General features: G+C 49.8%; 30 protein-coding genes and 4 tRNA genes. 15 read left to right on the forward strand and 19 right to left on the reverse strand.

The genetic code is table 11. The annotated features are described in order from the left end of the window. The first annotated feature begins 98 nt into the window (after nt 1–98). Both M2404_RS12250 and M2404_RS12255 read left to right on the forward strand, forming a co-directional pair. Nucleotides 99–941 (forward strand): SPFH domain-containing protein, encoded by an 843-nt coding sequence (locus M2404_RS12250; protein ID WP_259240030.1) that lies wholly within the window; start codon nt 99–101, stop codon nt 939–941. A gap of 8 nt (nt 942–949) precedes the next feature. Further along, on the forward strand, nt 950–1,123 hold the full coding sequence (locus M2404_RS12255) for a type II toxin-antitoxin system antitoxin (RefSeq protein WP_259240031.1): 174 nt from the start codon (nt 950–952) through the stop codon (nt 1,121–1,123). Here the strand turns inward: M2404_RS12255 and M2404_RS12260 are convergent. The 3 genes from M2404_RS12260 to M2404_RS12270 are packed head-to-tail and all read right to left on the reverse strand — an operon-like array spanning nt 1,120 to nt 2,410. Then, on the reverse strand, nt 1,120–2,022 hold the full coding sequence (locus tag M2404_RS12260) for an AEC family transporter (protein WP_259240032.1): 903 nt from the start codon (nt 2,020–2,022) through the stop codon (nt 1,120–1,122). The two genes, M2404_RS12255 and M2404_RS12260, sit on opposite strands and share 4 nt — an antisense overlap. Further along, nucleotides 2,022–2,291 (reverse strand): GIY-YIG nuclease family protein, encoded by a 270-nt coding sequence (locus M2404_RS12265; protein ID WP_259240033.1) that lies wholly within the window; start codon nt 2,289–2,291, stop codon nt 2,022–2,024. The genes M2404_RS12260 and M2404_RS12265 overlap by 1 nt, the downstream gene beginning before the upstream one ends. Continuing rightward, complete coding sequence (locus tag M2404_RS12270) at nt 2,288–2,410, reverse strand: hypothetical protein (protein ID WP_259240034.1); 123 nt, start codon at nt 2,408–2,410, stop codon at nt 2,288–2,290. The genes M2404_RS12265 and M2404_RS12270 overlap by 4 nt, the downstream gene beginning before the upstream one ends. Between M2404_RS12270 and M2404_RS12275 the strand changes: the two genes are divergently transcribed. The 3 genes from M2404_RS12275 to M2404_RS12285 all read left to right on the forward strand — a co-directional run bounded on the left by M2404_RS12275 (nt 2,404) and on the right by M2404_RS12285 (nt 4,873). Further along, nucleotides 2,404–3,654 (forward strand): DEAD/DEAH box helicase, encoded by a 1,251-nt coding sequence (locus M2404_RS12275; RefSeq protein WP_259240035.1) that lies wholly within the window; start codon nt 2,404–2,406, stop codon nt 3,652–3,654. The genes M2404_RS12270 and M2404_RS12275 overlap by 7 nt on opposite strands. 110 nt (nt 3,655–3,764) lie before the next feature. Then, on the forward strand, nt 3,765–4,163 hold the full coding sequence (locus M2404_RS12280; protein ID WP_259240036.1) for an MbcA/ParS/Xre antitoxin family protein: 399 nt from the start codon (nt 3,765–3,767) through the stop codon (nt 4,161–4,163). Continuing rightward, nucleotides 4,157–4,873 carry an RES family NAD+ phosphorylase gene (locus tag M2404_RS12285; RefSeq protein WP_259240037.1) on the forward strand — a complete coding sequence of 239 codons (717 nt, stop codon included), beginning with the start codon at nt 4,157–4,159 and terminating at the stop codon, nt 4,871–4,873. The genes M2404_RS12280 and M2404_RS12285 overlap by 7 nt, the downstream gene beginning before the upstream one ends. A gap of 9 nt (nt 4,874–4,882) precedes the next feature. On the opposite strand, the gene ppiC is transcribed toward M2404_RS12285, so the two are convergent. From ppiC to M2404_RS12305, 4 genes are all read right to left on the reverse strand, one after another. After that, a complete protein-coding gene (ppiC, locus tag M2404_RS12290; protein WP_259240038.1) occupies nt 4,883–5,161 on the reverse strand; it encodes a peptidylprolyl isomerase PpiC in 279 nt (92 codons plus the stop codon). A gap of 263 nt (nt 5,162–5,424) precedes the next feature. Beyond that, nucleotides 5,425–6,537, reverse strand: a complete 1,113-nt coding sequence (aguA, locus tag M2404_RS12295) for an agmatine deiminase (RefSeq protein WP_259240039.1) — start codon at nt 6,535–6,537, stop codon at nt 5,425–5,427. After that, nucleotides 6,538–7,434, reverse strand: coding sequence for an N-carbamoylputrescine amidase (gene aguB / locus M2404_RS12300; protein ID WP_259240040.1), 897 nt, complete (start codon nt 7,432–7,434; stop codon nt 6,538–6,540). Between the two features lie 184 nt (nt 7,435–7,618). Next, complete coding sequence (locus tag M2404_RS12305) at nt 7,619–8,248, reverse strand: peroxiredoxin-like family protein (RefSeq protein ID WP_259240041.1); 630 nt, start codon at nt 8,246–8,248, stop codon at nt 7,619–7,621. A gap of 144 nt (nt 8,249–8,392) precedes the next feature. On the opposite strand from M2404_RS12305, the gene M2404_RS12310 reads away from it, so the two are divergent. Next, on the forward strand, nt 8,393–9,580 hold the full coding sequence (locus M2404_RS12310) for an FAD-dependent oxidoreductase (protein WP_259240042.1): 1,188 nt from the start codon (nt 8,393–8,395) through the stop codon (nt 9,578–9,580). A gap of 316 nt (nt 9,581–9,896) precedes the next feature. Here M2404_RS12310 and M2404_RS12315 read toward each other — a convergent pair. The 10 genes from M2404_RS12315 to lolB all read right to left on the reverse strand — a co-directional run bounded on the left by M2404_RS12315 (nt 9,897) and on the right by lolB (nt 15,551). Next, nucleotides 9,897–9,971, reverse strand: a tRNA-Gln gene (locus M2404_RS12315). A gap of 65 nt (nt 9,972–10,036) precedes the next feature. Continuing rightward, nucleotides 10,037–10,111, reverse strand: a tRNA-Gln gene (locus tag M2404_RS12320). 29 nt (nt 10,112–10,140) lie between these two features. Continuing rightward, a tRNA-Leu gene (locus tag M2404_RS12325) sits at nt 10,141–10,225 on the reverse strand. Nucleotides 10,226–10,244: 19 nt separating this feature from the next. Next, nucleotides 10,245–10,321 (reverse strand) — tRNA-Met (locus M2404_RS12330). Nucleotides 10,322–10,506: 185 nt separating this feature from the next. After that, nucleotides 10,507–11,598 carry a redox-regulated ATPase YchF gene (gene ychF, locus M2404_RS12335; RefSeq protein ID WP_259240043.1) on the reverse strand — a complete coding sequence of 364 codons (1,092 nt, stop codon included), beginning with the start codon at nt 11,596–11,598 and terminating at the stop codon, nt 10,507–10,509. A 42-nt stretch (nt 11,599–11,640) separates the two neighbouring features. Continuing rightward, the gene (pth, locus tag M2404_RS12340) at nt 11,641–12,243 is read right to left on the reverse strand and encodes an aminoacyl-tRNA hydrolase (protein WP_259240044.1); all 603 of its coding nucleotides are present in this window, start codon (nt 12,241–12,243) and stop codon (nt 11,641–11,643) included. Next, a complete protein-coding gene (locus M2404_RS12345) occupies nt 12,243–12,845 on the reverse strand; it encodes a 50S ribosomal protein L25/general stress protein Ctc (protein ID WP_259240045.1) in 603 nt (200 codons plus the stop codon). Before M2404_RS12345 ends, pth begins: the two co-directional genes overlap by 1 nt. Nucleotides 12,846–13,028: 183 nt before the next feature. Continuing rightward, nucleotides 13,029–13,964, reverse strand: a complete 936-nt coding sequence (locus M2404_RS12350) for a ribose-phosphate pyrophosphokinase (RefSeq protein ID WP_405047784.1) — start codon at nt 13,962–13,964, stop codon at nt 13,029–13,031. 79 nt (nt 13,965–14,043) lie between these two features. Further along, nucleotides 14,044–14,889: a 4-(cytidine 5'-diphospho)-2-C-methyl-D-erythritol kinase gene (gene ispE / locus M2404_RS12355; protein WP_259240047.1), complete on the reverse strand. Its 846-nt coding sequence runs from the start codon at nt 14,887–14,889 to the stop codon at nt 14,044–14,046. Next, nucleotides 14,886–15,551, reverse strand: a complete 666-nt coding sequence (gene lolB, locus M2404_RS12360; protein WP_259240048.1) for a lipoprotein insertase outer membrane protein LolB — start codon at nt 15,549–15,551, stop codon at nt 14,886–14,888. The genes ispE and lolB overlap by 4 nt, the downstream gene beginning before the upstream one ends. A gap of 29 nt (nt 15,552–15,580) precedes the next feature. Here lolB and hemA point away from each other — a divergent pair, with 29 nt between their 5' ends. The 8 genes from hemA to M2404_RS12400 all read left to right on the forward strand — a co-directional run bounded on the left by hemA (nt 15,581) and on the right by M2404_RS12400 (nt 23,709). Further along, complete coding sequence (hemA, locus tag M2404_RS12365) at nt 15,581–16,831, forward strand: glutamyl-tRNA reductase (protein ID WP_259240049.1); 1,251 nt, start codon at nt 15,581–15,583, stop codon at nt 16,829–16,831. An 18-nt stretch (nt 16,832–16,849) separates the two neighbouring features. After that, a complete protein-coding gene (gene prfA, locus M2404_RS12370) occupies nt 16,850–17,941 on the forward strand; it encodes a peptide chain release factor 1 (protein ID WP_259240050.1) in 1,092 nt (363 codons plus the stop codon). Further along, entirely contained in the window at nt 17,942–18,805 is an 864-nt protein-coding gene (prmC, locus tag M2404_RS12375; RefSeq protein ID WP_259240051.1) for a peptide chain release factor N(5)-glutamine methyltransferase, read from the forward strand. A 97-nt stretch (nt 18,806–18,902) separates the two neighbouring features. Then, the gene (locus tag M2404_RS12380; protein ID WP_259240052.1) at nt 18,903–20,462 is read left to right on the forward strand and encodes a DUF3369 domain-containing protein; all 1,560 of its coding nucleotides are present in this window, start codon (nt 18,903–18,905) and stop codon (nt 20,460–20,462) included. 51 nt (nt 20,463–20,513) lie between these two features. Further along, entirely contained in the window at nt 20,514–20,894 is a 381-nt protein-coding gene (locus tag M2404_RS12385) for a SirB2 family protein (RefSeq protein ID WP_259240053.1), read from the forward strand. 42 nt (nt 20,895–20,936) lie between these two features. Beyond that, nucleotides 20,937–21,785 carry a 3-deoxy-8-phosphooctulonate synthase gene (gene kdsA, locus M2404_RS12390; RefSeq protein WP_259240054.1) on the forward strand — a complete coding sequence of 283 codons (849 nt, stop codon included), beginning with the start codon at nt 20,937–20,939 and terminating at the stop codon, nt 21,783–21,785. Nucleotides 21,786–21,916: 131 nt separating this feature from the next. Further along, nucleotides 21,917–22,927: a M14 family zinc carboxypeptidase gene (locus M2404_RS12395; RefSeq protein WP_259240055.1), complete on the forward strand. Its 1,011-nt coding sequence runs from the start codon at nt 21,917–21,919 to the stop codon at nt 22,925–22,927. Then, nucleotides 22,918–23,709 (forward strand): alpha/beta fold hydrolase, encoded by a 792-nt coding sequence (locus M2404_RS12400; protein ID WP_259240056.1) that lies wholly within the window; start codon nt 22,918–22,920, stop codon nt 23,707–23,709. The genes M2404_RS12395 and M2404_RS12400 overlap by 10 nt, the downstream gene beginning before the upstream one ends. Here the strand turns inward: M2404_RS12400 and hxpB are convergent. Together hxpB and M2404_RS12410 are read right to left on the reverse strand one after the other, a co-directional pair. After that, nucleotides 23,690–24,379, reverse strand: coding sequence for a hexitol phosphatase HxpB (gene hxpB, locus M2404_RS12405; RefSeq protein ID WP_259240057.1), 690 nt, complete (start codon nt 24,377–24,379; stop codon nt 23,690–23,692). The two genes, M2404_RS12400 and hxpB, sit on opposite strands and share 20 nt — an antisense overlap. Before the next feature lie 27 nt (nt 24,380–24,406). Further along, nucleotides 24,407–25,096: a tRNA-uridine aminocarboxypropyltransferase gene (locus M2404_RS12410; protein ID WP_259240058.1), complete on the reverse strand. Its 690-nt coding sequence runs from the start codon at nt 25,094–25,096 to the stop codon at nt 24,407–24,409. A gap of 91 nt (nt 25,097–25,187) precedes the next feature. Here M2404_RS12410 and M2404_RS12415 point away from each other — a divergent pair, with 91 nt between their 5' ends. Continuing rightward, nucleotides 25,188–26,090, forward strand: a complete 903-nt coding sequence (locus M2404_RS12415) for a pseudouridine synthase (RefSeq protein WP_259240059.1) — start codon at nt 25,188–25,190, stop codon at nt 26,088–26,090. The last annotated feature ends 128 nt before the right edge of the window (nt 26,091–26,218 follow it).

The following is a 26,218-nucleotide window of genomic DNA, read 5'->3' on the forward strand; positions in this document are numbered from 1 at the left end:
TTTAATCAGCTTTTTTATTGCTTGCAATTTATACAATAACTGCTATTTTGATATCAAAATAATATCAATTTGAGAGGCTGACTATGTTGCAGGAACGCATGATTAACAGTAAAGGCGGTTTTGGCATGATAGGGGTGTTACTACTGGCGCAGTTGCTGACATTAGCAGGGGTTGTGGTGTTACCGGGGGCGGTAAAAGCTCTAGCCTTATTGCTGGCAGTAGTGGTGTTTATCTGCTGGTTTGGTTTTTATATGGTACACCCGAACCAGTCGGCCGTGCTGCAGCTGTTTGGCCGTTATGTCGGTACCGATCTGAATAATGGCTTACGTTGGTCTAACCCTTTGTACAGCAAACAAAAAGTATCGTTACGGGTACGTAACTTTGAAAGCAGCAAAATGAAGGTGAACGATAATGCCGGTAATCCGGTAGAAATTGCTGCTGTAGTGGTGTGGAAAGTAGTAGACAGTGCTGAAGCCGTATTTGAAGTGGATAACTACGAGAACTTTGTCAGTATTCAAAGTGAATCAGCTATCCGTCATTTGGCCTCCAGCTATGCTTACGATGCCGGTAATGATGAGGCTATCAGTCTGCGCAGCAGCACTGATGACATCACTGAGCTGCTTAAAAGCGAGATTCAGGCACGGTTAAATAAAGCCGGGGTGCAGGTGCTGGAAGCCCGCATTAGCCATTTAGCTTATGCACCGGAAATTGCCAGTGCCATGTTGCAGCGCCAGCAGGCCGCAGCAATAGTTGCTGCACGCCAGCAAATTGTTGAAGGTGCCGTGGGTATGGTAGAAACAGCGCTGGAGCGGTTATCTGCGCGCAACGTGGTACAACTGGATGACGAGCGCAAAGCTGCAATGGTCAGTAATCTGCTGGTGGTATTGTGTGGTGATCATCATGTGCAGCCGGTAATTAATACCGGTAGCCTGTATCAGTAGGGGTTGTTGTGGCTAAAAAAGCCTTTGCCTTACGTATTGACGAAACAATGCTCAGCGCTTTGCAGCGCTGGGCAGATGATGAGTTTCGCAGTGTTAACGGCCAGATTGAATTTTTGCTTAACGATGCGCTGAAGAAAGCCAGCCGGTTAAAACCGGCAAAAGATCAGTCTGATGGCGATTAATGCAGCAGCCAGAATACCACCGGTAAGCTAACCAGCCCCAGTAAGATACCAATACCAATAATGCCACTAACCAGGCGCGGCGCCAGCCCTGCCATAATGGCAATAGCACCGGCAGAGATCATCGGTGGCATTGCTGCCTGAAAAATACTGACATCCACAGCAATACCACGTTGGCCAACACTAAACCACAGCGCAGCTACCAGCGCAGGCATGAGCGCAAGTTTAATCAGCAGTGCACAAATAAGCGGCGATATTTCGCTTTTACTGAATTTGATCGTCAGGGCAAAACCTACCGCTACCATTACCACCGGTACCAGAGTTGCTGCCAGATTATCAATTAACTGTGTGGCAAAGGGCGGATATTCAGTGCCGCGCAGTAACAAGCCCAGTAGTAAGGCAATAAAAGACGGAAAGGTAATAACTTTAACGATAATACCTTTAACAGTTGGTTTGGCTGCTGTTGGGCTGTATAGCGCAGCAATAACCGTGACATAACTTGCCAGCGCAATAAATGAACCCAGCTGATCGTATACCACCGCATAAGGCATGGCGTTACTGCCAAATAATGCCTCTGTCATCGGAAAGCCTAAAAACGAGGTATTACCCAGCGGCAGCACGATTAACAAGGCGCCGGTAACCTCGCGGGGCCAGCGAAATACTTTACTGAGCAGCAATACTGTTGCCACTACTGCCAACAGCAGCAACCAGGGTGTAACGGCCGGAATAAGTAATGCAGCAGAAAATTGTAACTGGGGTACGTTTTTCAGGATCAGTGCAGGCAGTGCCACATAAAGCACATACATATTCAGTGCAATACCGCTGTTTTGTGGCATGGCAGGTAACCGGCGCAGTAAAACGCCAATACACAGATAAGCCAGGATAAGCAAAAAGTTGTCCATCAAATCTCACTTGGGTTATAGCTGGCGGCAAGTGCCAGCTTTGCACTTCTGGATAGTTGTTTAAGTTGATACTCGGCTTTGGCGGCAGTGCTTTTATCAGCAACAGGCTGCTGATACACCAGCGTTAACGGCCCTTTACCGCGTAGTGCTTTAGCACCGCCGGCCAGCTCGCCACTGTGCTGGCGCAATCGCCTGACAGGATCGGTACTAATGCCGGTATATAGCATGCCACTACCGGTTTGCACCATATACAGATACCAGTTGCTCACGGGGTTAACTCCGTGCGGTGCTGTTCTGCTATACTGCGCGCTTTAAGCCGTGTGCAGTATTTCAGCGCAATAACGGCAACGGTAGTTAAGCTTTGGCAAAACAGGAATTTTAATGTCATTTCAATCTCTCGCCTTGGCGGCGCCCATTTTACGTGTTCTGTCAGAGCAAGGCTATGCTGCTGCTACGCCGGTGCAATTGCAAAGTATACCGGTGATTCTGGCCGGTAAAGATGTGCTGGCTGGTGCGCAGACCGGTACGGGCAAAACGGCGGCCTTTACTTTACCGTTGCTGCAGCAAATGCTCAATGCGCCTAAGGTCGTAGCGCCAAATCAGGTGCGGGTACTGGTGTTAACGCCAACCCGTGAACTGGCCCAGCAAGTGTATGACAATGTGCGTAAATATAGCCAGTACCTGGATACACGCTCAGCGGTGTTTTATGGCGGTGTATCTATTCGGCCACAATATGATGAAGCCGGGCAGGGGCTGGATATACTGGTTGCTACGCCAGGGCGCCTTATTGACCACCTGCACCAGAAAACCGTGGATTTATCTGCGCTAGAGGTGCTGGTACTGGACGAAGCCGACCGCATGCTGGATATGGGCTTTATTGTTGATATCAAACGCATTATGGCCAAGTTGCCGGCTAAACGGCAAACGCTGCTGTTTTCTGCTACCTATTCCAATGAGATAAAACAACTGGCCGATGAGTTGCTAAACAGCCCGCAGTTGATTGAAGTAGCAGCAACCAATGCCACTGCCGAGCGGGTAGAGCAACTGGCATATTTAGTTGACCGGCACCGCAAACGCGAGCTGTTATCGCATGTTATTGGTAAAAATAACTGGCCGCAGGTGCTGGTTTTTGTTCGTACTAAACACGGTGCTGACCGTCTGGCGAAGCAACTGGCGAAAGATGGCTTAAAAAGCGCAGCCATTCATGGCGATAAAAGCCAGGGCGCCCGCACTAAAGCGCTGGAAGATTTTAAAACCGGCAGCGTAAGGGTACTGGTCGCAACTGATATTGCCGCCCGTGGGCTGGATATTAACGAGCTGCCTTATGTAGTGAATTACGATTTACCACAGGTGCCGGAAGATTATGTACACCGTATTGGCCGTACCGGCCGTGCCGGTAACAGTGGTGTGGCGTTAACACTGATCACGCCGGAAGAAATTAAAGCGTTGCAGGATATAGAGCGGCTTATTCAACAGGTGATCACGGCTAAAATACTGCCGGGTTACGAGCACGACCCTACCTATGTTTCACCAGCGCAAGCACAGGCTCGCCACGGTGACGGGCCGAAAAAACCGGCAAAGAAAGGTATGCTAAAAGCCAAGCTGCGCGCAAAGGCCTTAGGGAAAGCATAAAACGAAGCAGACCATAGTGTCTGCTTTTTTAGCTGCATGATTGTCTCTATGTAGACATATTTTTATTAATGGTCTATATTGATATCAATTTGGCAAGGTACGAGGTTGTTATGCAAGCGGTACAGCTCGACAGACAAAGCCAGCGGCAAGTTGCTGCTACAGGGCTTAAAGCCGTATTTGCTATTCTGGATAAATGGCAATGCTCGCCAGAGCAAGTGCAGCGCATTTTACAGATCTCCAAAGCAGCATATTACAAATACCGTAATGACCCTTACTGCGCCAGCTTAACGCAAGACCAGATAGAGCGTATAAGCTACCTGCTGAATATTCACAGCAGCTTAAGGCTATTGTTTGATAACCCGCAAAACCTGTATGGTTTTATGGCGTTACCCAACCATAACCCGTATTTTAATGGTAGCAGCCCGCTGGATATTATCAGCAGCGGCCAGTTTGCGGCGCTGTACGAAACCTTTAAACACATTGATGCCTTGCGTGGTGGCATGTGGTAGTAAAGGCGAGTGTGGGGCCGGACAATTTATCTCAGGTTAAATTACATCAGCAGCAAAGCTACCGGCTGATTAATTCGAAATATCCGCCGCAGTCGGTGTTTGACGATGTAGCAGATGCTGATGAGTTCGATGCCTTATTTACACTGCAAGCACTTACTAACCCCAGGCTACAGGCGCAGGCAGGTAACCTGAGTTTGCTGCCCCGCACTGAGATCCCCTTTGGCATTGCCGGCTGCTCTTATGCTGTTGCCCCTTTTACCCATGTAAACCCGGCCGGTAGCCGTTTTTCTGACGGCCGTTTTGGTGTGCTATATCTGGCGGATACCGTGCAAACGGCAATCAGTGAAGTGGCTTACCATCAGGGCTGTTATTGGGCCAAAGTGCCGGGGCTGGCCTATGAGCGCTTTGTGTTCCGGGCACTAAGTTGTCAGTTTGCCGATGTTAGTCTGGCAGATTTGACTACCTTGTCAGCACAGCACGCGGTTTATGCAAAAGAGGACTACAGCGCAGCCCGTGCGCTTGGGATCCATTTACGTGGGCAGGGCGGTGCCGGTGTACAGTATTACTCGGTGCGTAACAGCGGTGCTGTGTGTTGGGGCTTATTTAGCCCGCAGTATGTCAGGCAAATTGTTCAGTGCGGCCATTATGAGATGATCTGGCAAAATGGCAGCATCAGCGCGATAAATCAGATTGTCAGTTGTAATGAATAAGCCGTTAAACTAGCTGCGATACAAAGTTTTAATCAGGTGAAAGCCGAACTGGGTTTTCACCGGCCCCTGAACCTCTAATAGCGGGCCTTTAAATACAACATCATCAAAGGCTTTTACCATCTGGCCTTTGCGGAACTCGCCTAAATCACCGCCTTTTTTACCCGACGGGCATTGTGAGTGTTGTTTGGCCAGTTTGCCAAAATCAGCGCCTTTGGCCAGTTGCTGTTTGAGTTTTTCCGCTTCTTCACGGGTTTTTACCAGTATATGTAAGGCGCAGGCTTTGGACATTTTTGAATCCTCAATGGAAGGCTATGTGTAGATTGGAACCCCGTTTCGGTCGTCACAGAGTGTCTGAGTGAGTGTGTTAACACTCGCGAGTTGCTGTGACGAGCCGGGGCGGGTGTTGCAATCGGAGCTTGCTCGCTAAATGAACCAGCTCAGCGATACCGCAGCTACTACGCAGATCTTTTCTTCGACACGCCGTCCGGGCGTTCAACGGTCAAAGAAAAGACTGCTTCGCATCTGCTATTCACGTCAGCAGAGTAATTGAGTTAGCGAGGCTGTTGCTGGGTAATACAGTGAATATTACCACCACCCAGCAGAATCTCGCGGCCCGGCACTGTGACTACTTTATGCGCCGGATACAGGCTTTGCAAAATGTCTGCTGCTACTTTATCGTTAGGGTCGTCGAACGTTGGCAGTATTAAGCCGCCATTACACAAATAAAAGTTAATGTAAGAGCCCGCCAGGCGGGCATTGGCCTCGCGTGGAATGGCGCTCATGGTGGCATCTACCGTGGCGTACTCTTCCGCTTTGGCGATAATAGGCGCCGGTACCGGTAACTTATGTACTTTAATTTTGCGGCCTTTAGCATCGGTTGCTGCTTCTAAATAATCCAACGCTGCCTTGCTGCGGGCATACTGTGGATCGGTTTCGTCATCGGTCCAGGCCAGCACCACTTCACCGGGTTTAACAAAACAGGCCATGTTGTCGATATGGCCGTCGGTTTCATCGTTAAAGATACCGTCTTCTAACCACAGAACTTTGTCGATGCCCAGATAATCACGCATCTGCTGTTCTATCTGCTCACGGCTTAAATGCGGGTTACGGTTGCTGTTTAATAAGCACTCTGCCGTAGTTAACAGAGTACCTTCACCATCAACATGAATAGCGCCACCTTCCAGCACGAAGCCCTCGGTGCGGTAACGCGGCAGTTGCTCTATACCCAGCACCTTGCTGGCCACCTGATCGTCTTTATCCCACGGGAAGTACAAACCACCGTTTAAACCGCCCCAGGCGTTAAAGGTCCAGTCGATACCGCGTACTCCGCCGTTAGCGTTAGTTACAAAGGTTGGCCCGGTATCACGACACCAGGCATCGTTGTTTGATATCTCAACCACGCGGATAGGAAATTTTGTGCCGGCATCGGTAAGCTGTACCAGCGCATTGGCGTATTGGTTAGCAGATACGCCAACGGTTACCGGCTCAAACCCGGCAATAGCTTTAATTACCGCCACAAAGGCCTGCTGTGCCGGTTTGGCGCCTAAACGCCAGCTGTCGGTGCGCTCTGGCCATACCATCCAGGTTTGCTTATGCGCAGCCCACTCGGCAGGCATGCTAAAACCGTCGGCGCGTGGCGTGCTGTTTAGTGTTGTAAAAGCCACTTAGTTACCACCTTGTTTAACAGGTTGTTTGGTTTCGCCATCTTTGGTCATAACAGCACCGTAGATATCAATACGGCGGTCACGGAAAATGCCCCAGGCACGGCGGGTAGCTGCAACGGCGTCTAAGTCAAAGGTATGCACCAGCACGGCTTCGTCTGTCTCGTTAGCTTCCTGTACCTTGGCACCGGTTTCGTCGGCAATAAAAGAGCTGCCGTAGAAGGTAATATGGTAATCGCCTTCGGTTTCAGTACCGATACGGTTAGAAGCAATCAGTGGCATTAAGTTAGCAGCAGCATGGCCTTGCTGTGTGCGCTGCCAGTGATCACGTGAGCTGATGGTTGGGTCGTGCGGCTCGCTGCCGATTGCCGTAGGGTAAAACAGCAGCTCTGCGCCCATTAGTGCCATGCTGCGCGCGCACTCGGGGAACCATTGATCCCAGCAAATACCCACGCCGATTTTGGCGTACTTGGTGGCAAACACTTTAAAACCGGTATCGCCGGGCGTGAAGTAGTATTTTTCGCTGTAACCCGGGCCATCCGGAATATGGCTTTTACGGTAAGTGCCCAGGTTTTCGCCGTCGGCGTCGATAATTACCACGCTGTTATACAGGCAGTTACCGGCGCGCTCGTAAATACTGATGGGCAGTACTACGTTCAGCTCTTTGGCGATTTTAGTAAAATGCGCCACAGCTTTGTTCTCTGCTACTGTAGTGGCAAAAGCTAAATAATCCGGTTTTTGTTTCTGGCAGAAATAATTGCGCTCAAACAACTCCTGCAGCAGGATAATTTGGGCGCCCTGAGCGGCCGCTTCACGCACTAAACGCTCGCCACGTTTGATGTTTTCATCAACATTCCAGCCGCCAACCATTTGAGTTGCAGCAACGGTTACATTACGCATCAGTTATCTCCGACAGAGGGTAAAACCAACAGGCTAGCATCAGCTAAGGCGCTTGCCAAATAGGGCGCGAAAATGCCGCATTTTTGTCGTTGCGTCAACGCTTTTTAATAAAAAAACAGCAGCGGAAAATATGGCTTTGTCCGCCGCTATGAACAGGTGAGAGACGACCTGAAAAGAGATAGGTTTATTGCAGCGCCAACTCGGCAGCCTTTAACAGCAATTCGCCTTCTAACCGGGTTTTATAGTTAATATGTACATAGTTAAACAGCGCTTCGCCTTGAGTGTTAACGATGTACACTGCCGGCACCGGCAGTACTACTTTCTCAGTGCCGGTTTCGGTAGTGATCAGGCTGCCTAGCTTGCCTTTGTAAGCCGCTGCGGTTTTATCATCCAGATAATACGCCAGGCCAAAAGCGCTGCTGGCAGCAAAATTAGCATCAGACAACAGCGCATAGTTCAGCCGCTGGCCGCCGGTGTTTTTTAAACTCTTATTGATTGACGCAGTACTATCTGGCGTTATAGCAATCAGCTGATAACCCAGTTGATTAAGCCGTGGCTCAATATCGCGCAGTGCAGATAATTGTGCATTGCAATAAGGGCACCAGCCGCCGCGATAAAATACCAGTACGCTGGGTTTTTGCTTTACCAGTTCCGCAAGTTGTACCGGGTTATTATCAGCTGTTGTTAAGCTGACGTCCGGTATGGTTAAACCATTCAGCAAAGGTGTTACCTGCTCAGGAGAGGGGGCTATGGTAGCGGCCATAAGTTTGATGCTGAACAATAAAGCTATAGCTGCACTTAGATAAAGTTTCATAAAGTGTCCTTGTTATCCGAATTTTGAACTAACAAAGACAGGCCCTAAGCCATTTTACTTTCAGTATTCAACAATAAATGGCAGTTTTCGTTTTTACGCGGCTCTGGCGTACAATGCCGCTAACAGAGAATGTGAATAATACCTATGACTACTAATACAGCGTCTGAGCATAATATCGACATCAGCATCGTTGGCGGCGGCATGGTAGGCGCCGCTATTGCATTGGCGTTAAGTCAGGCGGGTATGCGTGTTGCCCTGATAGAAAAGCAGCCGCCGCCTGAATTTAACGCTGACAGTGCGCCGGATTTGCGGGTGTCATCTATTAACCTTGCCAGCGAAGCCTGGCTAACCCAACTCGGTGCCTGGCAGACGCTTTCGCAGATGCGCCTGTGCCCTTATCAGCGCTTACAGGCGTTTGAACAGCCACACAACATCGTTACCTTTAACGCGGCAGATATTAAACGCAGCCATTTGGGCCATATTGTAGAGAATAACCTGCTGCAACTGGCGCTGTGGCAGCAATTTGGCGCTAATGTGCAGCTATTTTGCCCGGCATCTGTCAGTGCATTGCAGCAAAATGCCGACAGTGCGATATTGCTGCTCGATAGCGGCGAAACACTAATAAGTAAACTGGTCATTGCAGCAGATGGTGGCAACTCACAACTGCGCCAGTTGGCTGGTATTGGCACCAATGGCTGGCAATACCGCCAGGCGTGTTTAGTTGCGCTGGTTAATACGCCTTACCCGCAACAAGATGTTACCTGGCAGCAATTTACGCCAGGTGGGCCAAAAGCCTTTTTACCGTTGCCGGGTAACCAAGGCTCAATAGTTTGGTACGACGAAGCCACAAGGGTAAAGCAGCTGGCTGCACTTAACCCGGCGCAGTTAACACAGGAGCTTATGAAAGCTTTTCCGGTGCAAATAGGTGAAGTTGAAGTGGTCGCCAGTTCCTGGTTTCCATTGGCACGGATGGACGCTAACCGTTATTACGCTGGCCGTGTAGCATTAGCAGGCGATGCCGCCCATACCATTAACCCGCTGGCGGGGCAGGGGGTTAACCTGGGTTTTGCTGACGCTAAACTACTCACAGAGCTGATTATCGATGCACAACGGCATAATACTGATATTGGCAATGCTGCTTTGCTGCAACGCTATCAGCGCAAACGTAAGCCGGCGAACTTATTAATGATGAGCGCGATGGATGGCTTTTATCAGGTATTCGGTAATGATATTACGCCGCTGCGTAAATTGCGCCAGTTTGCATTAAGTGTGGCTGCGCGCAGTACTATGCTAAAAACCTTAGTAGCACGTTATGCAGTTGGTTCTGAGTAACTGATCGTCAAAGTAGGTTGGGACTTGTGCCCAGCGATACGGTTGCAACACCTACAGTGCTCGCCACAGCAACTCGTCCTTATGCCTACGGCAGGACTCAGACACTCTGTGGCTGTGCGCTGCAGGGTTCCAACCTTCTCTCAATAGCAGATTAGAACTCTTTTGGCGCAGCCGCAGAGTGTCTGAACAAATGCGTTAGCATTTGTGAGTTGCTGTGGTGAGCACAAAAGATGTTGTAACCGGCAAATTTAAGCTAAACCAAAACAGGCGAAACCAGAAAGCAAAAACCCAGCCTAAGCTGGGTTCTTCTGTTTAATGGCAGGGGCGGCTGGATTCGAACCAACGCATGGCGGGATCAAAACCCGCTGCCTTACCGCTTGGCTACGCCCCTACTGAAACACTGTTGTGTGATCGTCGTTTGGCAGGATTTTACGAAAACTACGTTCACTGAATTAATGGCAGGGGCGGCTGGATTCGAACCAACGCATGGCGGGATCAAAACCCGCTGCCTTACCGCTTGGCTACGCCCCTGCAAAAACTTGTGTGCAACCACTGTAAAGTGGTGCGGAGAGAGAGACTCGAACTCTCACACCTCGCGGCGCTGGAACCTAAATCCAGTGCGTCTACCAATTCCGCCATCCCCGCATGCACAGGTAAAGTTAAGTGGTGGCTACAGCGGGAATCGAACCTGCGACCCCAGCATTATGAGTGCTGTGCTCTAACCAGCTGAGCTATGTAGCCACTATAACTTGACCTAAGCAAGTGGCGCGTATTATCCAGAACTGCTCCTATAGCGTCAACCGTTTTTTTGCGTTTAAAAATCAATGTTGGTTCGTTTGCCGAATTAATACGCAAAACGCTGGTTTCACAAGCAATAAAAAAGCCGTTGTCGGCAAACAACGGCTTTTTCCGGCGCTAAAATTTGGTTAGACGTTAAAACGGAAATGCATTACATCGCCATCTTTTACAATGTAGTCTTTACCTTCTAAGCGCCATTTGCCAGCTTCTTTGGCTCCGGCTTCGCCGTTAAACTGCACAAAGTCGTTATAGGCGATAACTTCAGCGCGGATAAAGCCTTTTTCAAAGTCGGTGTGAATAACACCGGCAGCTTGTGGTGCTGTGGCGCCTACGGCTACTGTCCAGGCGCGTACTTCTTTAACGCCGGCAGTAAAATAGGTTTGCAGGCTTAGCAGTGAATAGCCACCGCGGATCACCCGGTTTAAGCCAGGCTCTTCTAAGCCCATATCGGCCATAAACTCGGCTTTCTCGTCGTCGTCCAGTTCGGCGATTTCTGATTCTATCGCCGCACACACCGGCACAACGATCGTCCCTTCTTTGTCGGCAATAGCCTGTACTATGTCCAGGTAAGGGTTATTCTCAAAGCCATCGTCCATTACGTTGGCAATGTACATGGTGGGCTTAATGGTTAAGAAGTTCATATAAGCAATTAACGCTTTTTCTTCTTTATCAAGCGGTAACTGGCGTAGTGTGTGGCCTTGCTCTAAATGCGCTTTAACTTTTTCCAGCACGGCCATTTCAGCTTTAGCATCTTTATCGCCGCCTTTGGCTTTTTTGCTAACACGCAACATAGCACGCTCTGTGCTGTCCATATCAGACAGCACCAGCTCCATATTAATAGTGTCGATATCGTCAGCCGGGTCAATTCTGCCTGCTACGTGAATAATATTTTCATCGTCAAAACAGCGCACAACGTGGCCGATGGCGTCTGTTTCGCGGATATTTGCCAGAAATTTATTGCCAAGGCCTTCACCCTTAGAGGCACCTTTTACCAAACCGGCAATATCAACAAACTCCATGGTAGTTGGCAGTACGCGCTGAGGGTTAACAATTTTCGCCAGCTTATCCAACCGTAAATCAGGCACCGGCACTACGCCGGTATTGGGTTCAATAGTACAGAACGGAAAGTTGGCTGCTTCAATCCCTGCTTTGGTTAACGCATTAAACAGGGTGGATTTGCCTACGTTAGGTAAGCCGACGATGCCACATTTGAAACCCATAACTAGTATCCTTTACGTGCTGTAATTAACGGCGCCTGCTGTTTAGCTGGCTTTGAAACTGTGCAGGCGGTTTTGCGCTTTAACCAGGCCATCGCGGGCCAGAATGTCAAAGCAACGTGCTGCCTCATCAATACTTTGTTCAATCAGGTTTTGTTCACTGGCCGGGGCCTTGCCCAATACATAGCCAGTTACCTGATCTTTATGGCCCGGATGGCCAATGCCAAGCCGTAGCCGGTAGAAATTCGGGTTGTTGCCAAGGCGCGCCATAATATCGCGCAGGCCATTGTGGCCCGCATGGCCACCACCGAGTTTAAATTTTGCCACACCCGGCTCCAGTGCCATTTCATCATGCGCTACCAGTATTTGTTCGGGTGTCAGCTTGTAAAACTGTGCCATAGCCAGCACGGCTTTACCGCTTAAATTCATATAAGTAGAGGGAATAAGTAACTTGAATTCTTGCCCGGCGCAAACAAACTTACCGGTATAACCGAAAAACTTCGGCTCGTTTTTTAAGCTGACATTAAAGGCGTGGGCCAGCTGCTGTACAAACCAGACACCGGCATTGTGCCGTGTCTGGCTGTATTCCGGGCCCGGATTCCCCAGGCCCACAATCAACTGAACTGTTGACTGAACGCTGCCAGACATTACTCTGCGGCAGTTTCTTCGTCAGCAGCTTTACCAGCTGGTTTGTTTACAGAAACAACTGCTAAGTCGTGACCTTTCGCTAACTGAACGAAAGTAACACCTTTAGGTGCTTTCAGATCAGATAAGTGCAGGTGGGCACCTACTTCAACATTGCTCATGTCAACTTCGATAAACTCTGGTAAGTCTTTAGGCAGACAAGAGATTTCGATTTCGTTTGCAGCGTGTACTACTACGCCACCTTTTTTGATTGCAGCTTCTTCGTTAACGAAGTGAACAGGAACAACAGTGTTCAGCTCGTGGCCAGCTTCAACGCGTTGGAAGTCAACGTGCATGATTTTTGGCTTGAACGGGTGACGTTGCATAGCTTTAACGATAGCTTTTACATCTTCTTTGCCAACTTTAATGGTCAGAATGTGAGAGTAAAACGCTTCAAAGCTTTGAGCTTTTAACAGTTTAGAATGCTCTAAAGTGATAGAAACCGGTGCTTTGCTACCACCGTAAATGATAGCTGGTACTTTGTCTTCGTGACGCAGGCGGCGGCTCGCACCTTTCCCCGCGTCAGTACGGACTTCTGCATTTAATGTAAAAATTGCATCAGACATGATGTACTCCAAAAATTAAGGTTTCCCAAGACTCGCGACCAGTCTCAGGCTGGATGCCCTTTTCAGGGGCGCGACATATTACCACCGGGCTACAGAAGCTGCAAATGAAAACAATGAAGGAATTAATAAGCGAGGCAAACAAAAAAAGGCGCCGCAGCGCCTTTTACACATATAAGATGGTGCTTAGTCGAACATTGAAGAGATAGATTCTTCGTTGCTGATCCGGCGGATACACTCGGCCAGCATTTCGCTTAATGTCAGTTGGCGCACCTTAGATACGGCTTTCATTTCGGCACTTAGCGGAATGGTATCGGTGATAATCAGCTCATCGATCACCGAATTGGCGATGTTCTCTGCTGCGCCGCCGGAAAATACCGGGTGAGTCGCATAAGCAAATACTCGCTTGGCGCCTTGCTCTTTTAAGGCTTCGGCCGCTTTACATAAAGTACCGCCGGTGTCGATCATGTCGTCAACGATAATACAGTCGCGGTCTTTTACATCACCGATAATATGCATTACCTGGGCAACGTTAGCTTTTGGCCGGCGTTTGTCGATAATAGCTAAATCGGCGTCGTTCAGTAATTTGGCAATAGCACGGGCACGTACTACACCGCCGATATCCGGTGATACCACTACCGGCGAGGTAAAGCCTTTTTTACGCATATCGTCCAGCAGCACCGGGCTGGCGAATACGTTATCTACCGGTACGTCGAAGAACCCCTGGATTTGCTCGGCGTGCAAGTCTACCGTTAATACGCGGTCTACCCCGACGCTGGATAAAAAGTCGGCCACTACTTTGGCGGTAATAGGCACCCGGGCTGAACGTACACGGCGGTCCTGACGGGCATAACCGAAGTAGGGTATTACTGCTGTGATACGGCCGGCTGAAGCACGACGCAGCGCGTCAACCATTACAATCAGTTCCATCAGGTTATCGTTAGTCGGAGCGCAGGTTGACTGGATGATAAACACATCAGAACCACGCACATTTTCATTGATCTGGACACTAACTTCCCCATCACTGAAACGGCCGACTTCGGCATCTCCAAGTTTAATATACAGGCGGCTGGCGATTTTACTTGCGAGTTCTGGTATAGCGTTACCAGCGAAAACCTTCATGTCAGGCACGGTAGGATCCTCAGGGCGGTGGTGAGTCCGGTTTATCAATTAACAGCGGCAAAAACACCGCTGCGGTTACTTATTCGGTATCTGCCAACGCAGCCCACACAGGCGACTGGTTGACCCCTTTGGCAATAAAACCACGCCAGGACGGCGGTAATTGCGCAAGAGCATGCTGAGCACTGGTCTGGTCCGGGAATGCGGCGAACACACTGGCGCCAGTACCCGTCATTTGACACGGCGCGTATTCTACCAACCACTGTAAGGTTATTGCAACAATAGGGTAGAGCTGTTCTACCAATGGCTGGCAGTCGTTACGCCATTGCGCTGTTAACACCTGCTCAAAGCTTATAATGGGTGTATTGCGTATTAAATCAGGGTGTTGGAAAATTTCAGCTGTACTGATATGACAATCTGGTGTAACCACCAGGTAAACTTTTTCGGCCATAGGCAGCGGTTGTAATTTTTCGCCTACGCCTTCGGCAAAGGCCGTGTAGCCACGAACAAACAAGGGCACATCGGCACCCAGTTTTAGCCCCAGCTCAGCCAGCGTATCGGTGGTTAAATTCAGTTGCCATAATTTATTTAACCCCAGCAATGTAGTGGCAGCATCGGATGAGCCACCACCTAAACCGCCGCCCATTGGCAGGCGTTTATCCAGATAAATATCGCAGCCTTGCGTACTGTTGCTATATTGCTGTAACAGGCGGGCAGCGCGCAGCACCAGGTTTTGCTCGTTAACCAGCGATGCATCATTACAATCAAGAGTGATATTGCCATCCGGGCGCTGGGTAAAGCTCAGCTCATCGCCGACATCCAGCAACTGAAACAAGGTTTGCAGGTTGTGATAGCCGTCAGGCCGGCGACCGGTAATATGTAAAAACAAATTCAGTTTTGCCACTGCCGGCAGGGTAAGGTGCTTCATTGCCAGCTCCGGATCACAATTTTAATTTGGCTGTCGCTGCTTTGCAGTAACAGGCGCCTGGGCAGCGCCAGACTGTCGGGGAAAAAGCCCTGATACTGCAACTGCCAGACAATACCGGTGCTGTCTGTTAAATCAAATGACGTAACCCGGCCAAATTCGTCGCGTATAATGTTGCGGCCTTTACTGCCGGGTAAGCCACGCAGCCATAGCGGCATGTCGTGCAGCGGCATTGACCAGCCCGACAGTTGTAGCAATAGGGTGCTGGTATCTACGGCGCGGTAGGTTTCACCTTTAATAGTAATAGCGCTGCCTTGTTCAGTTTCGCTTAGCTCGAACAGGCTGATACCAACAAAATTACTTAAACGGGCGTTGTAAGTTGCGCCGTCTTGCTGTTGCCAGCGCAAGTTACCGCTAAGCGAGTCTTCCGGTGTTTTAATGCCAACACTGGCTTGCAACGAAAATTGTTGCATTGCCAGTATATGTTGTTCACGCTCGTTGATGGTAAGCGGCGTTTCAGCCGGAGCCTGGCGCTGAAATACGCTACAGGCACTGAGTAATAAAATAACAATGCTGATAAATAACGGACGAATAAACGGATGCGCCACACTAAAGTCCTTCACTGAGCTTTCTTCGCTTTTATTAAGTTGGGGCTTTTTGTACAATTCGCCCCCTGACAATTCTGAAGATACAGGTGACAGTCATTTTCGCACTCGGCATTAATCATAAAACGGCACCGGTTGCCCTGCGCGAGCAAGTTGCTTTTGCGCCTGAGCAGTTGCCTGAAGCCTTGCGCGAACTGACTACATTAACCAGTATTTCCGATGCGGTAATTTTATCTACCTGCAACCGCACTGAATTGTATTTTAACGGCACAGCCACCCAAGCGGAACAGGTAATTGCCTGGCTGGCACAATTTCATGCGATTGATGGCAGTGAATTACAGCCGCATTTGTATTTACATCAGGACAATGCTGCCGCCGAGCATCTGATGCAGGTAGCCTCTGGTCTGGATTCGCTGGTGCTTGGCGAGCCGCAAATTCTCGGCCAGGTAAAGCAAGCGTACAATCAGGCGCGCAGTGCTGGCACCGTTAACCCGCAGTTTGAGCGTTTGTTTCAAAAAACCTTTGCGGTGGCCAAACAGGTGCGCACCGACACCGATATTGGCGCCAATGCAGTATCTGTGGCGTTTGCGGCGGTAAGCCTGGCCAGGCAAATTTTCGGTAACCTGGCCAAAGTACGGGTGTTGCTGATTGGCGCCGGTGAAACCATTGAGCTGGTAGCCAAACATTTGCAGGAGCAAGGCGCCGGGCAGCTAACAGTCGCTAACCGCACTTATGAGCGTGCAGTGCACTTAGCTGAGCAATTCAGTGCCTCGGCCATTACGTTGGCGCAGGTGCCGTCAACGCTGGCTGATGCAGACATTGTGATCAGCTCTACCGCCAGCACTTTGCCGATAGTTGGTAAAGGCATGGTAGAGCAAGCGTTAAAACAGCGAAAGCATAAGCCAATGTTTCTGGTTGATTTAGCCGTGCCACGCGATATTGAGCAGCAAGTGGCAGAGCTGGAGGATGCTTACCTGTATACCGTAGATGATTTACAGTCGATAGTGGCGCAAAACCTGAATAACCGTTTGCAGGCAGCTGAGCAGGCAAAGCAGATGATTGCCGTTGGCGCAGCCGAGTTTGCCCAGTGGTTAACCCTGCAAGGCAGTGTCGATTGGGTGCGCGATTATCGCCAGCGCTGCGAGCAGGTGCGTACAGAATTACTGGCCAAAGCAGCTAACCAACTGGCCGCCGGACAAGACGCGGAAAAAGTGCTGGCTGAACTGTCAACTAAACTGAGTAACCGGCTGATGCACAGCCCAACCAAAGCCATCCGCCAGTTAGTGCAGGATGATGAACCGAACAAACAAACATTGATCAACACCTTGTTAGATCTTTAATCAGGCAAATAAAACACCATGAAAGAATCGGTATACCGCAAGCTGGAAGGGCTGGCTGAGCGCTACGAAGAAGTGCAGGCATTATTAAGTGATGCTGGCGTAATAAGCGATCAAAGCAAGTTTCGTGAGCTGTCAAAAGAATACAGCCAACTGGAAGATATCAGCAAAGCCTTTGCCGACTATCAGCAGGCGCAGCAGGATTTAGCCTCGGCTGAAGAAATGCAAAAAGACAGCGATCCGGATATGCGTGAAATGGCGCAGGAAGAATATAAAGCCGCCAAAGAACGCATTGAGCAACTGGATCAGGAACTGCAAATTTTATTGCTGCCCAAAGATCCAAACGACAATAACAGCTGCTTTTTGGAAATTCGTGCCGGTGCCGGTGGCGATGAAGCGGCTATTTTTGCCGGTGATGTCTTTCGTATGTACAGCCGTTTTGCCGAAAAACGCCGCTGGAAACTTGAAGTTGTCAGCGCCAGTGATGGCGAGCATGGTGGCTATAAAGAAATTATTGCCAGCGTACAGGGCGAAGGGGCTTACGGTACGCTGAAGTTTGAATCTGGCGGCCACCGCGTGCAGCGCGTACCGGCTACCGAATCACAGGGCAGGGTGCACACCTCGGCCTGCACCGTTGCCATTATGCCGGAGATCCCGGAAAGTGAAGCAATAGAAATAAACCCGGCAGATTTAAAAGTGGATACCTACCGTGCTTCCGGTGCCGGTGGTCAGCACGTTAACCGTACTGACTCTGCCATTCGTATAACGCACTTACCAACCGGTATAGTGGTAGAGTGTCAGGACGAACGTTCGCAACATAAAAACCGTGCCAGGGCGATGAGTGTGTTAGCGTCACGTATTCAGGCGGCAGAAGATGAAAAACGCCGTTTGGCGGAAGAATCTACCCGCCGCTCATTAGTAGGCAGTGGCGATCGTTCTGAACGCATCCGTACCTATAACTTCCCGCAGGGCCGTTTAACCGATCACCGGATAAACCTTACCATTTACCGCTTAAACGAGGTAATGGAAGGTGATCTGGATCAGGTATTAGAACCGTTAAAGCACGAGCATCAGGCCGACTTGTTAGCCGCATTGGCCGACGAGAACCGCTAAATGCGGCCAAAAGTGCGGCAAAACGTGCAACAGCAAACACTGGCACAGTGGCAAAAGCAGGCACAGCAACAGCTGCAGGCCGTTAGCGCAACGGCTGATATTGAAGCCAGATTGTGCCTGTGCCATGTGCTTAATGTTAGCAACAGCTATTTATACAGCCACCCTGAGCGTGAACTTAGCAGTGCCGAGCTGGCCCGGTTAACTGAGCTGCTAAGTGCGCGCCTGTCGGGCCAGCCACTGGCCTATTTATTTGGCTACTGGCACTTTTTTGACTTACAGCTTGAAGTCGCCCCCAGCACCTTGATCCCGCGGTCCGACACCGAAATACTGGTTGAACAAGCCTTAGCACTGCCACTACCAGCCAAGGCAGCAGTGCTGGATTTAGGCACCGGCACCGGCGCTATTGCGCTGGCGCTGGCACACAATAAACCGCAGTGGCAGTTAACCGCGGTAGATTACATTGCTAAAGCGGCAGCACTGGCTGAACGTAACCGGGAAAAACTGCAGATAAAAAATTGCACCGTGCTGCAAAGTAACTGGTTTAGCGCACTTGGCAGCACAAAGTTTGATCTGATTGTCAGCAATCCGCCGTATATCGATCCGCAGGACCCGCATTTAGCCACACTGCAATATGAGCCGGTTACCGCTCTGACTGCTGAGCAACAGGGGCTGGCTGATATCAGCCAGATCATCTGTCAGGCGCCGCAGCATCTTAATGCCAATGGCTGGCTTTATCTGGAGCATGGCTATAATCAGGCTGATGCAGTGCGGTTATTGCTACAGCAAGCCGGTTTTACTCAGGTTGAGTCAAAACGTGATTACGGTAACAACTGGCGTATCAGTGGTGGTTGTTTAGCGGGTTAAGCAGTTGTTTTTATCCATTTCCTTTGACCCTGCTCTGGATACAGCATATAACTAATTCAGCAATTACTCAGACTAAAGCAAGCTAAAGGAAAAGCGGATGAGCGATGATTTTTTATTTGCCGAAGAGCCAGAACCCACAGTCGCGGTGCTTAACGGTAGTTGGAAAGTACTGATTGTTGACGATGAGCCGGAAGTGCACGCCGTTACCAAACTGGCGTTGAGTGATTTTACTTTTCAAAGTAAAAACCTGACGTTTTTCAGTGCTTACTCCGGTGCTGAAGCTAAAGAACTTATTAAACAACACCCCGACACCGCTATTATTTTGCTGGATGTAGTCATGGAAACCGACGACGCCGGCTTGCTGGTAGCGCGCTATACCCGTGAAGAGTTGCATAACGAACATGTGCGTATTATTTTACGCACCGGCCAGCCGGGGCAGGCGCCGGAGCGCCAGGTTATTATTAACTACGATATTAACGACTATAAATCAAAAACCGAGCTTACTGCGCAAAAACTGTTTACCGTTATTATGTCCAGCCTGCGCTCCTACCGCGATATTATGTCACTGGAGCAAAGCCGTCAGGGGCTGGAAAAAATCATTAATGCGTCGGCCGACTTATTCTCATCGCATTCGATGGAGCAGTTTATTGACGGCGTATTGCAGCAACTGACATCTATTCTGGGCTGTAACGAAGATGCTTTACTGGTCAGCTCATCGCTGGTAGCGGGTAATGTTGCCGGTGAAATAACCGATCCGCACAATCTGGTCGTGTTTGCCGGCCAGGGCGAGTTTGAAAGCAAAGAAGGTAAACCGGTGCAGGAAGTGCTGGCACCAGAGCTGATGGACGCCTTTGACAAAGCCTTAAAATCACGCAGTATTGTTTACCGCGATAACTATCTGGTGGCTTACTGCACCAGTAAATTTACCCATGGTTCTTTGCTGTATATTTCAGGTTTGCCGGGCACCATTACCGAAAATCAGAAAAAGCTGATTGAGCTATTCTCACAAAATGTGCAGGTAGCCTATGAAAATGTGCAACTGCAGCATGAAATAGAAGACACCCAACGCGAAATTGTATACCGCTTAAGCGAAGCGGTAGAGCATCGCTCTGTTGAAACCGGTAACCATGTTAAACGGGTAGCCTTTATTTGTTACGATCTGGCAAAAGCTTATGGTTTACCGGAAGAAGAAGCCGAACGGCTGATGTTTGCCGCGCCATTGCATGACGTTGGCAAAGTGGGTATTCCGGACGGCATTTTAAATAAACCGGCTAAACTGCAGGAGCAGGAATGGGAAGTAATGAAAACCCATACCAGCATTGGTTATGACATATTAAAAGACTCCAAACGCAGCATTATTCAGGCCGGTGCAGTTATCGCGCAGGATCACCATGAAAAATGGGATGGTACAGGTTACCCTGCCGGTAAAAAAGGTGAAGATATTCATATTTACGGCCGTATTGCAGCCCTTGCCGATGTTTATGATGCATTGCGCCACCGGCGCTGTTATAAATCTGCCTGGCCGCTGGAACGGGTAATGGCAACGATAGAAGCTGAAGCTGGTAAGCAGTTTGACCCCGAACTGGTAGAAATATTTAAAAGCCGGGTCGACAAACTGGAAGCAATACTGCAAAAATACCCGGATAGCAACGAGTAACTGCAGCCAGCTTACGCTGGCTGTTTTATTAATAAAGGAAGGACAAGCATTATGTATATGGCTTATAAGCACTTTCACCTGTTAATGGTAGTGCTCAGTGTCAGTTTTCTGTTAGTGCGTTATGCCATGAGCCTAAAGCCAGCGGCAATGCTACAAACAAAATTTTTTAAAATAGCCCCGCATGTTATTGATACTCTGCTGCTGGTTAGTGCTGTGCTGTTAATGTTAACGCTACAGCAATACCCGTTTGTGCACGCCTGGCTGACAGAAAAATTTCTTGCGGTGCTGGCTTATATTGCGCTTGGCGTAATGGCATTTAAAGGCCGCACTGCGGCTATCCGCTGGATTTGCTTTTTAGGTGCGCTGGGTTGGCTGGGCCTGGTACTGCGGGTTGCCATGACTAAACAGCCCGTGTTTTTAACGGCATTCTGATAAAGATACCACAGGCGTTGTGCCTGTGTTTTAGGAAAAACTATGACTGCGCAAATTATTAAAGTTGGCAGCACGCAAGTGGCTAACCATTTACCTTTCGTGTTATTTGGCGGCATGAATGTGCTGGAATCACGCGATTTAGCTATGCGTATTGCCGAGCATTACGTGGAAGTTACCACTAAGCTGGGTATTCCCTACGTATTTAAAGCCTCGTTTGATAAGGCCAACCGCTCGTCGGTGCATTCTTACCGTGGCCCCGGCATGGAAGAAGGCTTAAAGATATTTGAAGAGATTAAGCGCACGTTTAATGTACCGTTAATTACCGATGTGCATGAACCGCACCAGGCCGCTCCTGTAGCCGAAGTGGTAGATGTGATCCAATTACCGGCGTTTTTAGCCCGGCAAACCGATTTAGTGGTGGCAATGGCAAAAACCGGTGCGGTTATTAATGTTAAAAAGCCGCAGTTTTTAGCCCCGCATGAAATGCGCCATATTATTACCAAGTTTAAAGAAGCCGGTAATGAGCAGGTGATCCTGTGCGAACGTGGTAGCTGTTTTGGTTATAACAACCTGGTGGTTGATATGCTGGGCATGGATGAAATGAAAAACTATGGCCCGGTTATTTTTGATGCTACCCATGCCTTACAAAAACCCGGTGGCCGCGAAAGCTCGGCTGATGGCCGCCGCGCCCAGGCTGCACAGTTAGCGCGCTCGGGTATGGCACTTGGGCTGGCAGGTTTGTTTATTGAGGCCCACCCGGATCCGAATCAGGCTAAATGTGACGGCCCCTGTGCTTTACCACTGGCCAAACTGGAAGATTATTTACTGCAAATGAAAGCCGTAGATGATTTAGTAAAAAGTTTTGCGCCGCTGGATACCGCTGCCAACTAACCCTGCGTTTTGCTAAGCTAATCACGCCGCCACTCTGGCGGCGTTTTACTGTTAATCTTCATAAAACTGCCATTTTTGTCTGCCAGGCATCAGGTATGCTGTCATATAACTTTCACTAACGGAGTGCGCTGTTGGTTGATACTGACACCATGCTGCCCGAGCTGGCTCAGCTGCAACAGTTAATTGACACGGCACCGCCACAATTACAGGTTGAGCTGCTTGCCAGCATACCGCATATGGCAGAGCGCCTGCCATTATATGGCCTGCAACTTGGTAACCGCAGTGCATCTGTTCCTGCTGTGGTGCTGGTAGGGGGCATTCATGGCCTGGAGCGTATTGGCACCCAGGTAGTGCTGGCGTATCTGCAAACCTTACTTAACCGCTTACCCTGGGACTTATGCCTGCAACATACGCTGGCGCATTGCTGTATTTATTTTATTCCGCTGGTTAACCCGGCCGGTATGGCAAATGGCTGGCGGGCAAATGGCAATAGTGTTGATTTAATGCGTAATGCTCCGGTGGAATGCACTGAAGGTGCTGCCTGGCTGGTGGGCGGCCAGCGTATCAGCCGCACTATTCCCTGGCATCGTGGCCGTACCGACAGAATGGAAGCAGAAAACCAGGCCGTAGCCGGTTTTATTCAGCGCGAGCTGTTTAACCGGCCGTTTTCACTGGTGCTGGATTGCCATTCCGGTTTTGGTACTACTGACCGGTTGTGGTTTCCGTACGCTAAAAGCAAGCGCCAGCCTATTGCACATCTGGCTGAAATGTACCGGCTGCGTGAGCTGTTATTTCAAACTTACCCGCACCAGAATTATATTTTTGAGCCGCAATCGCAACACTATCTGTGCCATGGTGATTTATGGGATTATCTGTACGATTTATCGCTGGCGCACAACACCACTATGCTGCCGTTAACGCTGGAAATGGGCTCGTGGAACTGGGTACGGAAAAACCCGTTTCAGCTGTTATCCAGCCTGGGCATGTTTCATCCGGTAAAGCCACACCGGGTAAGGCGGGTGCTGCGCAGTCACCTTATCCTGATTAATTTTCTTATTAACAGCACTATGTCTTACCAAAACTGGTTGCCGCAGGTTAACCGCCCGCAGTTACAGGCACAGGCCAGAGCGCTATGGTATTAACAAATTTTGCGGTATTAGCAGATGCCACACCGGTATTACTGATCCGCGGCCTTACCCGTGAGCAGCGTCATTGGGGTGAATTTAAAACCCTGTTGAGTGCTGCGTTACCTAACCCGGTACTGAGCTTTGACTTTGCCGGCACCGGCCAGCTATATCAGCAGTGTTCGCCTTGCAGCATAAGCGGCCTACGCCAATCGGTGCGGCAACAATGGCAGCAGACGCCACAATATAACGGCCGGGTGCATTTGCTGGCTATTTCACTGGGCGGAATGCTGGCTGCCGACTGGGCGGCGCAATATCCGTATGAAGTGGCCTCGGTAACGCTGATTAACAGTAGTGCCAGGCCATTGTCACCGTTTTTCCGCCGTTTGTACTGGCGTAATTACCCGGCTATTTTGCGCAGTGTGGTGGTGGGTGCTGCACAGCGTGAACAACTCATTTTACAGTTAACCAGCGCCAATGCCGCCGCACATAGCCGTGTCATACCAGACTGGCAGTTATGGCAACAACAAAGGCCGGTCAGTAAATTAAATGCCCTGCGCCAGTTATGGGCAGCAAGTCGTTTTGTGGTAACGCCAGCGCCGCAATGCCCCACGTTATTACTGAGCAGCCTGGGTGATAGCTTGGTAAGCCCGCAATGCTCGGCCGATTTAGCCCGTTACTGGCAGGTAGCACATATTCAGCACCCCTGGGCCGGGCACGATTTAGCGCTGGATGACGCCCCCTGGCTGGTGGCGCAATACCGGCAGCAGCTTGCCGTTATCAGGCAGGCTGGGCGCTAAACTGAGCCACAGTAAAAGGGTTGCTGCTAAGCTGGTTTAAATCAAACTCACTGAGGCAGCGTAGTTTCAGTTCGGCCAGATCGAATTTTTCCAGGTGCCAGTCGTGTACGGCGGGCAAGGCTATAACTTTCATCCCGGCTGCTTTGGCTGCGCTTAAGCCGGTGTAAGAGTCTTCAAACACCAGACAGTGCTGGGGCGCTACGCCAAGGTTTTCTGCTGCCAGTAAATAAATATCCGGTGCTGGTTTACCTTGCTGTACCATTTCTACCGAACAGTGGGTATTAAAATAATGGCGGATCTGCAGTTTTTCTAAGGTGGTATCCATTAAAAAACCGGGCGAATTAGTTGCCAGGCCGGTTGGTATAGCAGCCTGTTTTAACTGGTTTAGCAGTGGTAGCAAGCCTTTTTTGGCTACCCCTTGCTGCTTTATTTGCGCCGCAACGTGTTGCAGCACGGCTTGTTCAGCGTCATCCAGTGACATCGTTGTCCACGGCGACTGCTGGTACCAGTGCGCAGTAACGGCTTTGGTTGTCATACCTACGGTTTGCTGCTGGCGCTGTGGGCAAATAGTTACGCCAAGGTTGCTAAACACTTCAAGCTCGGCCTGATGCCACATAGGCTCTGAATCAATCAGTACGCCGTCCATATCAAAAATAACTGCCTGAATCATAGTATTCCTGCTGTTGTCTCTGCTGTGTTACAAGGCAAAACTCAGATGAGGTTTACCGGCAATATAAGCACTGCGAAAGGTATCAAAGTACTGTTGCAGTGCTGTTGCAGCGCTATTATCGTTTGCCAGCTTCAGTACTTCAATGGCAACTTCGGCGGTACACAGCTGGTGCAGGTGTGCCGCTTCACGTAACTGATAACCTGAGGCTTGTTGTGGCTGAATGCCCAGCACCGGCAGGTTAGCTAAATAAGCGCTTTTAAACATTTTTTTTGCTTCGCGCCAGGTGCCGTCCAGCATAATAAACAGCGGTATCTTGCCATTTTGTATGGCGCTAAGCTCCAGCGGGCTATTTATGCAACGTTCAGCCTCGGCGTATTGCTGCGGAAATACCACCATCGGTGCATAACGCGCATCACTCAGCAGCGCCAGCATGGTTGCATCGGGCCGGGTTCTGTCCCAGACATAGGCATGGTTGTCGGCTATCACATCAGCAATAATACGGCCGGTATTACTCGGTTTATAGCACTCGCCGGTGTACATAATAAAACAAAAGGCGCTGTTACTCACGACGCTGGGTTTACTGGCGCAAATGCAATCGGTAGCAGGTAGCAGACACTGCTCGCAGCGTTTAACCTTACTGCCACGGGCGTTAAACACCCGGGTGGCTTTGGCCAGTTCTTGCGTGCGTAGGTTAAGGACAGAATTAATATGCAACATGCAGGTTCCAACAGCATCTGAACGGCAACGGGCGGCTATTGTAACGGCTTTTATGCTACACTGCGCGCTGATTTTCACTCCGGAATACACAGTGTCGATAGCCCGCCAAGCCTCTGAAATTACCCTGCCAGCCGTTAACAACGGCTGGCATAGCGTATTGCAATTTCTTTGCAGCCAGTTTCCGTTTATCAGCGAGGCTATCTGGCGTGAGCGTATTGCTGCGGGCAAAGTGCACTGGTTTAACGGCGACGCCATCAGCACAGATACGCCCTTTATGCCCAGCAAACGGCTATGCTATTACCGTGAGGTAACGGCTGAGCAGGTTATTCCGTTTGCCCACCACATTGTGTATCGCGATCAGCATATTATTGTGGCCGACAAGCCGCATTTTTTGCCGGTAACGCCAGGCGGTGAGTATGTTAATGAGTGCTTACTGGCGCGTTTACAGCGCGACACCGGTATAAGCGATATTGCCCCTGTGCACCGGTTAGACCGTGATACCGCAGGCCTGGTACTGTTTTCTGTTAATGCCCAAAGCCGCGCCGCTTATTACCAGCTGTTTAGCGAGGGTATTATCAACAAGCAATATCAGGCGGTAGCGCGGTTAACACCGCGGGCCGCCACAGCTGCGTTACCACAGCATTGGCAGATTAAAAACCGCATTGAAAAAAGCACGCCGCGTTTTATTAACGCCATAGTGGCCGGTGAGGTAAATGCGCAGTCTGATATTAGCCTGGTGTCGAAAAGTGGCGAGCTCGGGCTGTTTGAGCTGACACCACACAGCGGTAAAACCCATCAGCTACGCCTGCATATGCTTAGCCTGGGTATGCCGATTTTGCATGATAATTACTACCCGGTACTGCAGCCGAAGCAGGCACCGCAGTTTGATACGCCGTTGCAATTGTTGGCAAAGCAGTTAAGTTTTACCGACCCTGTAACGCAAAAACAGCAGCAATTCAGCAGTAAGTTGCAGCTGTCAGCCTGGCCTGGTTAACCTTTCACACAAAAATTTTCAAGGGGTCAGAGTCTGAGGTATCCCCACAAAATTATTAACTAAAACAAAAAGATGAACTCATAAGGAACATTCATGGCGTTCGGTGATCAGATCAATCGCCAAACATC

The organism is Rheinheimera pacifica, from assembly GCF_024809855.1.
Classification (GTDB): domain Bacteria; phylum Pseudomonadota; class Gammaproteobacteria; order Enterobacterales; family Alteromonadaceae; genus Alishewanella; species Alishewanella pacifica_A.

Excerpts from the sequence above, each read along its gene's own strand:
- M2404_RS12250 (WP_259240030.1), top strand. The coding sequence starts at position 99 with ATGATTAACAGTAAAGGCGGTTTTGGCATGATAGGGGTGTTACTACTG.
- M2404_RS12260 (WP_259240032.1), bottom strand. The coding sequence starts at position 2,022 with ATGGACAACTTTTTGCTTATCCTGGCTTATCTGTGTATTGGCGTTTTA.
- M2404_RS12275 (WP_259240035.1), top strand. The coding sequence starts at position 2,404 with ATGTCATTTCAATCTCTCGCCTTGGCGGCGCCCATTTTACGTGTTCTG.
- M2404_RS12270 (WP_259240034.1), bottom strand. The coding sequence starts at position 2,410 with ATGACATTAAAATTCCTGTTTTGCCAAAGCTTAACTACCGTTGCCGTT.
- M2404_RS12280 (WP_259240036.1), top strand. The coding sequence starts at position 3,765 with ATGCAAGCGGTACAGCTCGACAGACAAAGCCAGCGGCAAGTTGCTGCT.
- ppiC (WP_259240038.1), bottom strand. The coding sequence starts at position 5,161 with ATGTCCAAAGCCTGCGCCTTACATATACTGGTAAAAACCCGTGAAGAA.
- aguB (WP_259240040.1), bottom strand. The coding sequence starts at position 7,434 with ATGCGTAATGTAACCGTTGCTGCAACTCAAATGGTTGGCGGCTGGAAT.
- M2404_RS12305 (WP_259240041.1), bottom strand. The coding sequence starts at position 8,248 with ATGAAACTTTATCTAAGTGCAGCTATAGCTTTATTGTTCAGCATCAAA.
- M2404_RS12310 (WP_259240042.1), top strand. The coding sequence starts at position 8,393 with ATGACTACTAATACAGCGTCTGAGCATAATATCGACATCAGCATCGTT.
- ychF (WP_259240043.1), bottom strand. The coding sequence starts at position 11,598 with ATGGGTTTCAAATGTGGCATCGTCGGCTTACCTAACGTAGGCAAATCC.
- pth (WP_259240044.1), bottom strand. The coding sequence starts at position 12,243 with ATGTCTGGCAGCGTTCAGTCAACAGTTCAGTTGATTGTGGGCCTGGGG.
- M2404_RS12345 (WP_259240045.1), bottom strand. The coding sequence starts at position 12,845 with ATGTCTGATGCAATTTTTACATTAAATGCAGAAGTCCGTACTGACGCG.
- M2404_RS12350 (WP_405047784.1), bottom strand. The coding sequence starts at position 13,964 with ATGAAGGTTTTCGCTGGTAACGCTATACCAGAACTCGCAAGTAAAATC.
- ispE (WP_259240047.1), bottom strand. The coding sequence starts at position 14,889 with ATGAAGCACCTTACCCTGCCGGCAGTGGCAAAACTGAATTTGTTTTTA.
- prfA (WP_259240050.1), top strand. The coding sequence starts at position 16,850 with ATGAAAGAATCGGTATACCGCAAGCTGGAAGGGCTGGCTGAGCGCTAC.
- prmC (WP_259240051.1), top strand. The coding sequence starts at position 17,942 with ATGCGGCCAAAAGTGCGGCAAAACGTGCAACAGCAAACACTGGCACAG.
- M2404_RS12380 (WP_259240052.1), top strand. The coding sequence starts at position 18,903 with ATGAGCGATGATTTTTTATTTGCCGAAGAGCCAGAACCCACAGTCGCG.
- M2404_RS12385 (WP_259240053.1), top strand. The coding sequence starts at position 20,514 with ATGTATATGGCTTATAAGCACTTTCACCTGTTAATGGTAGTGCTCAGT.
- kdsA (WP_259240054.1), top strand. The coding sequence starts at position 20,937 with ATGACTGCGCAAATTATTAAAGTTGGCAGCACGCAAGTGGCTAACCAT.
- M2404_RS12400 (WP_259240056.1), top strand. The coding sequence starts at position 22,918 with ATGGTATTAACAAATTTTGCGGTATTAGCAGATGCCACACCGGTATTA.
- hxpB (WP_259240057.1), bottom strand. The coding sequence starts at position 24,379 with ATGATTCAGGCAGTTATTTTTGATATGGACGGCGTACTGATTGATTCA.
- M2404_RS12410 (WP_259240058.1), bottom strand. The coding sequence starts at position 25,096 with ATGTTGCATATTAATTCTGTCCTTAACCTACGCACGCAAGAACTGGCC.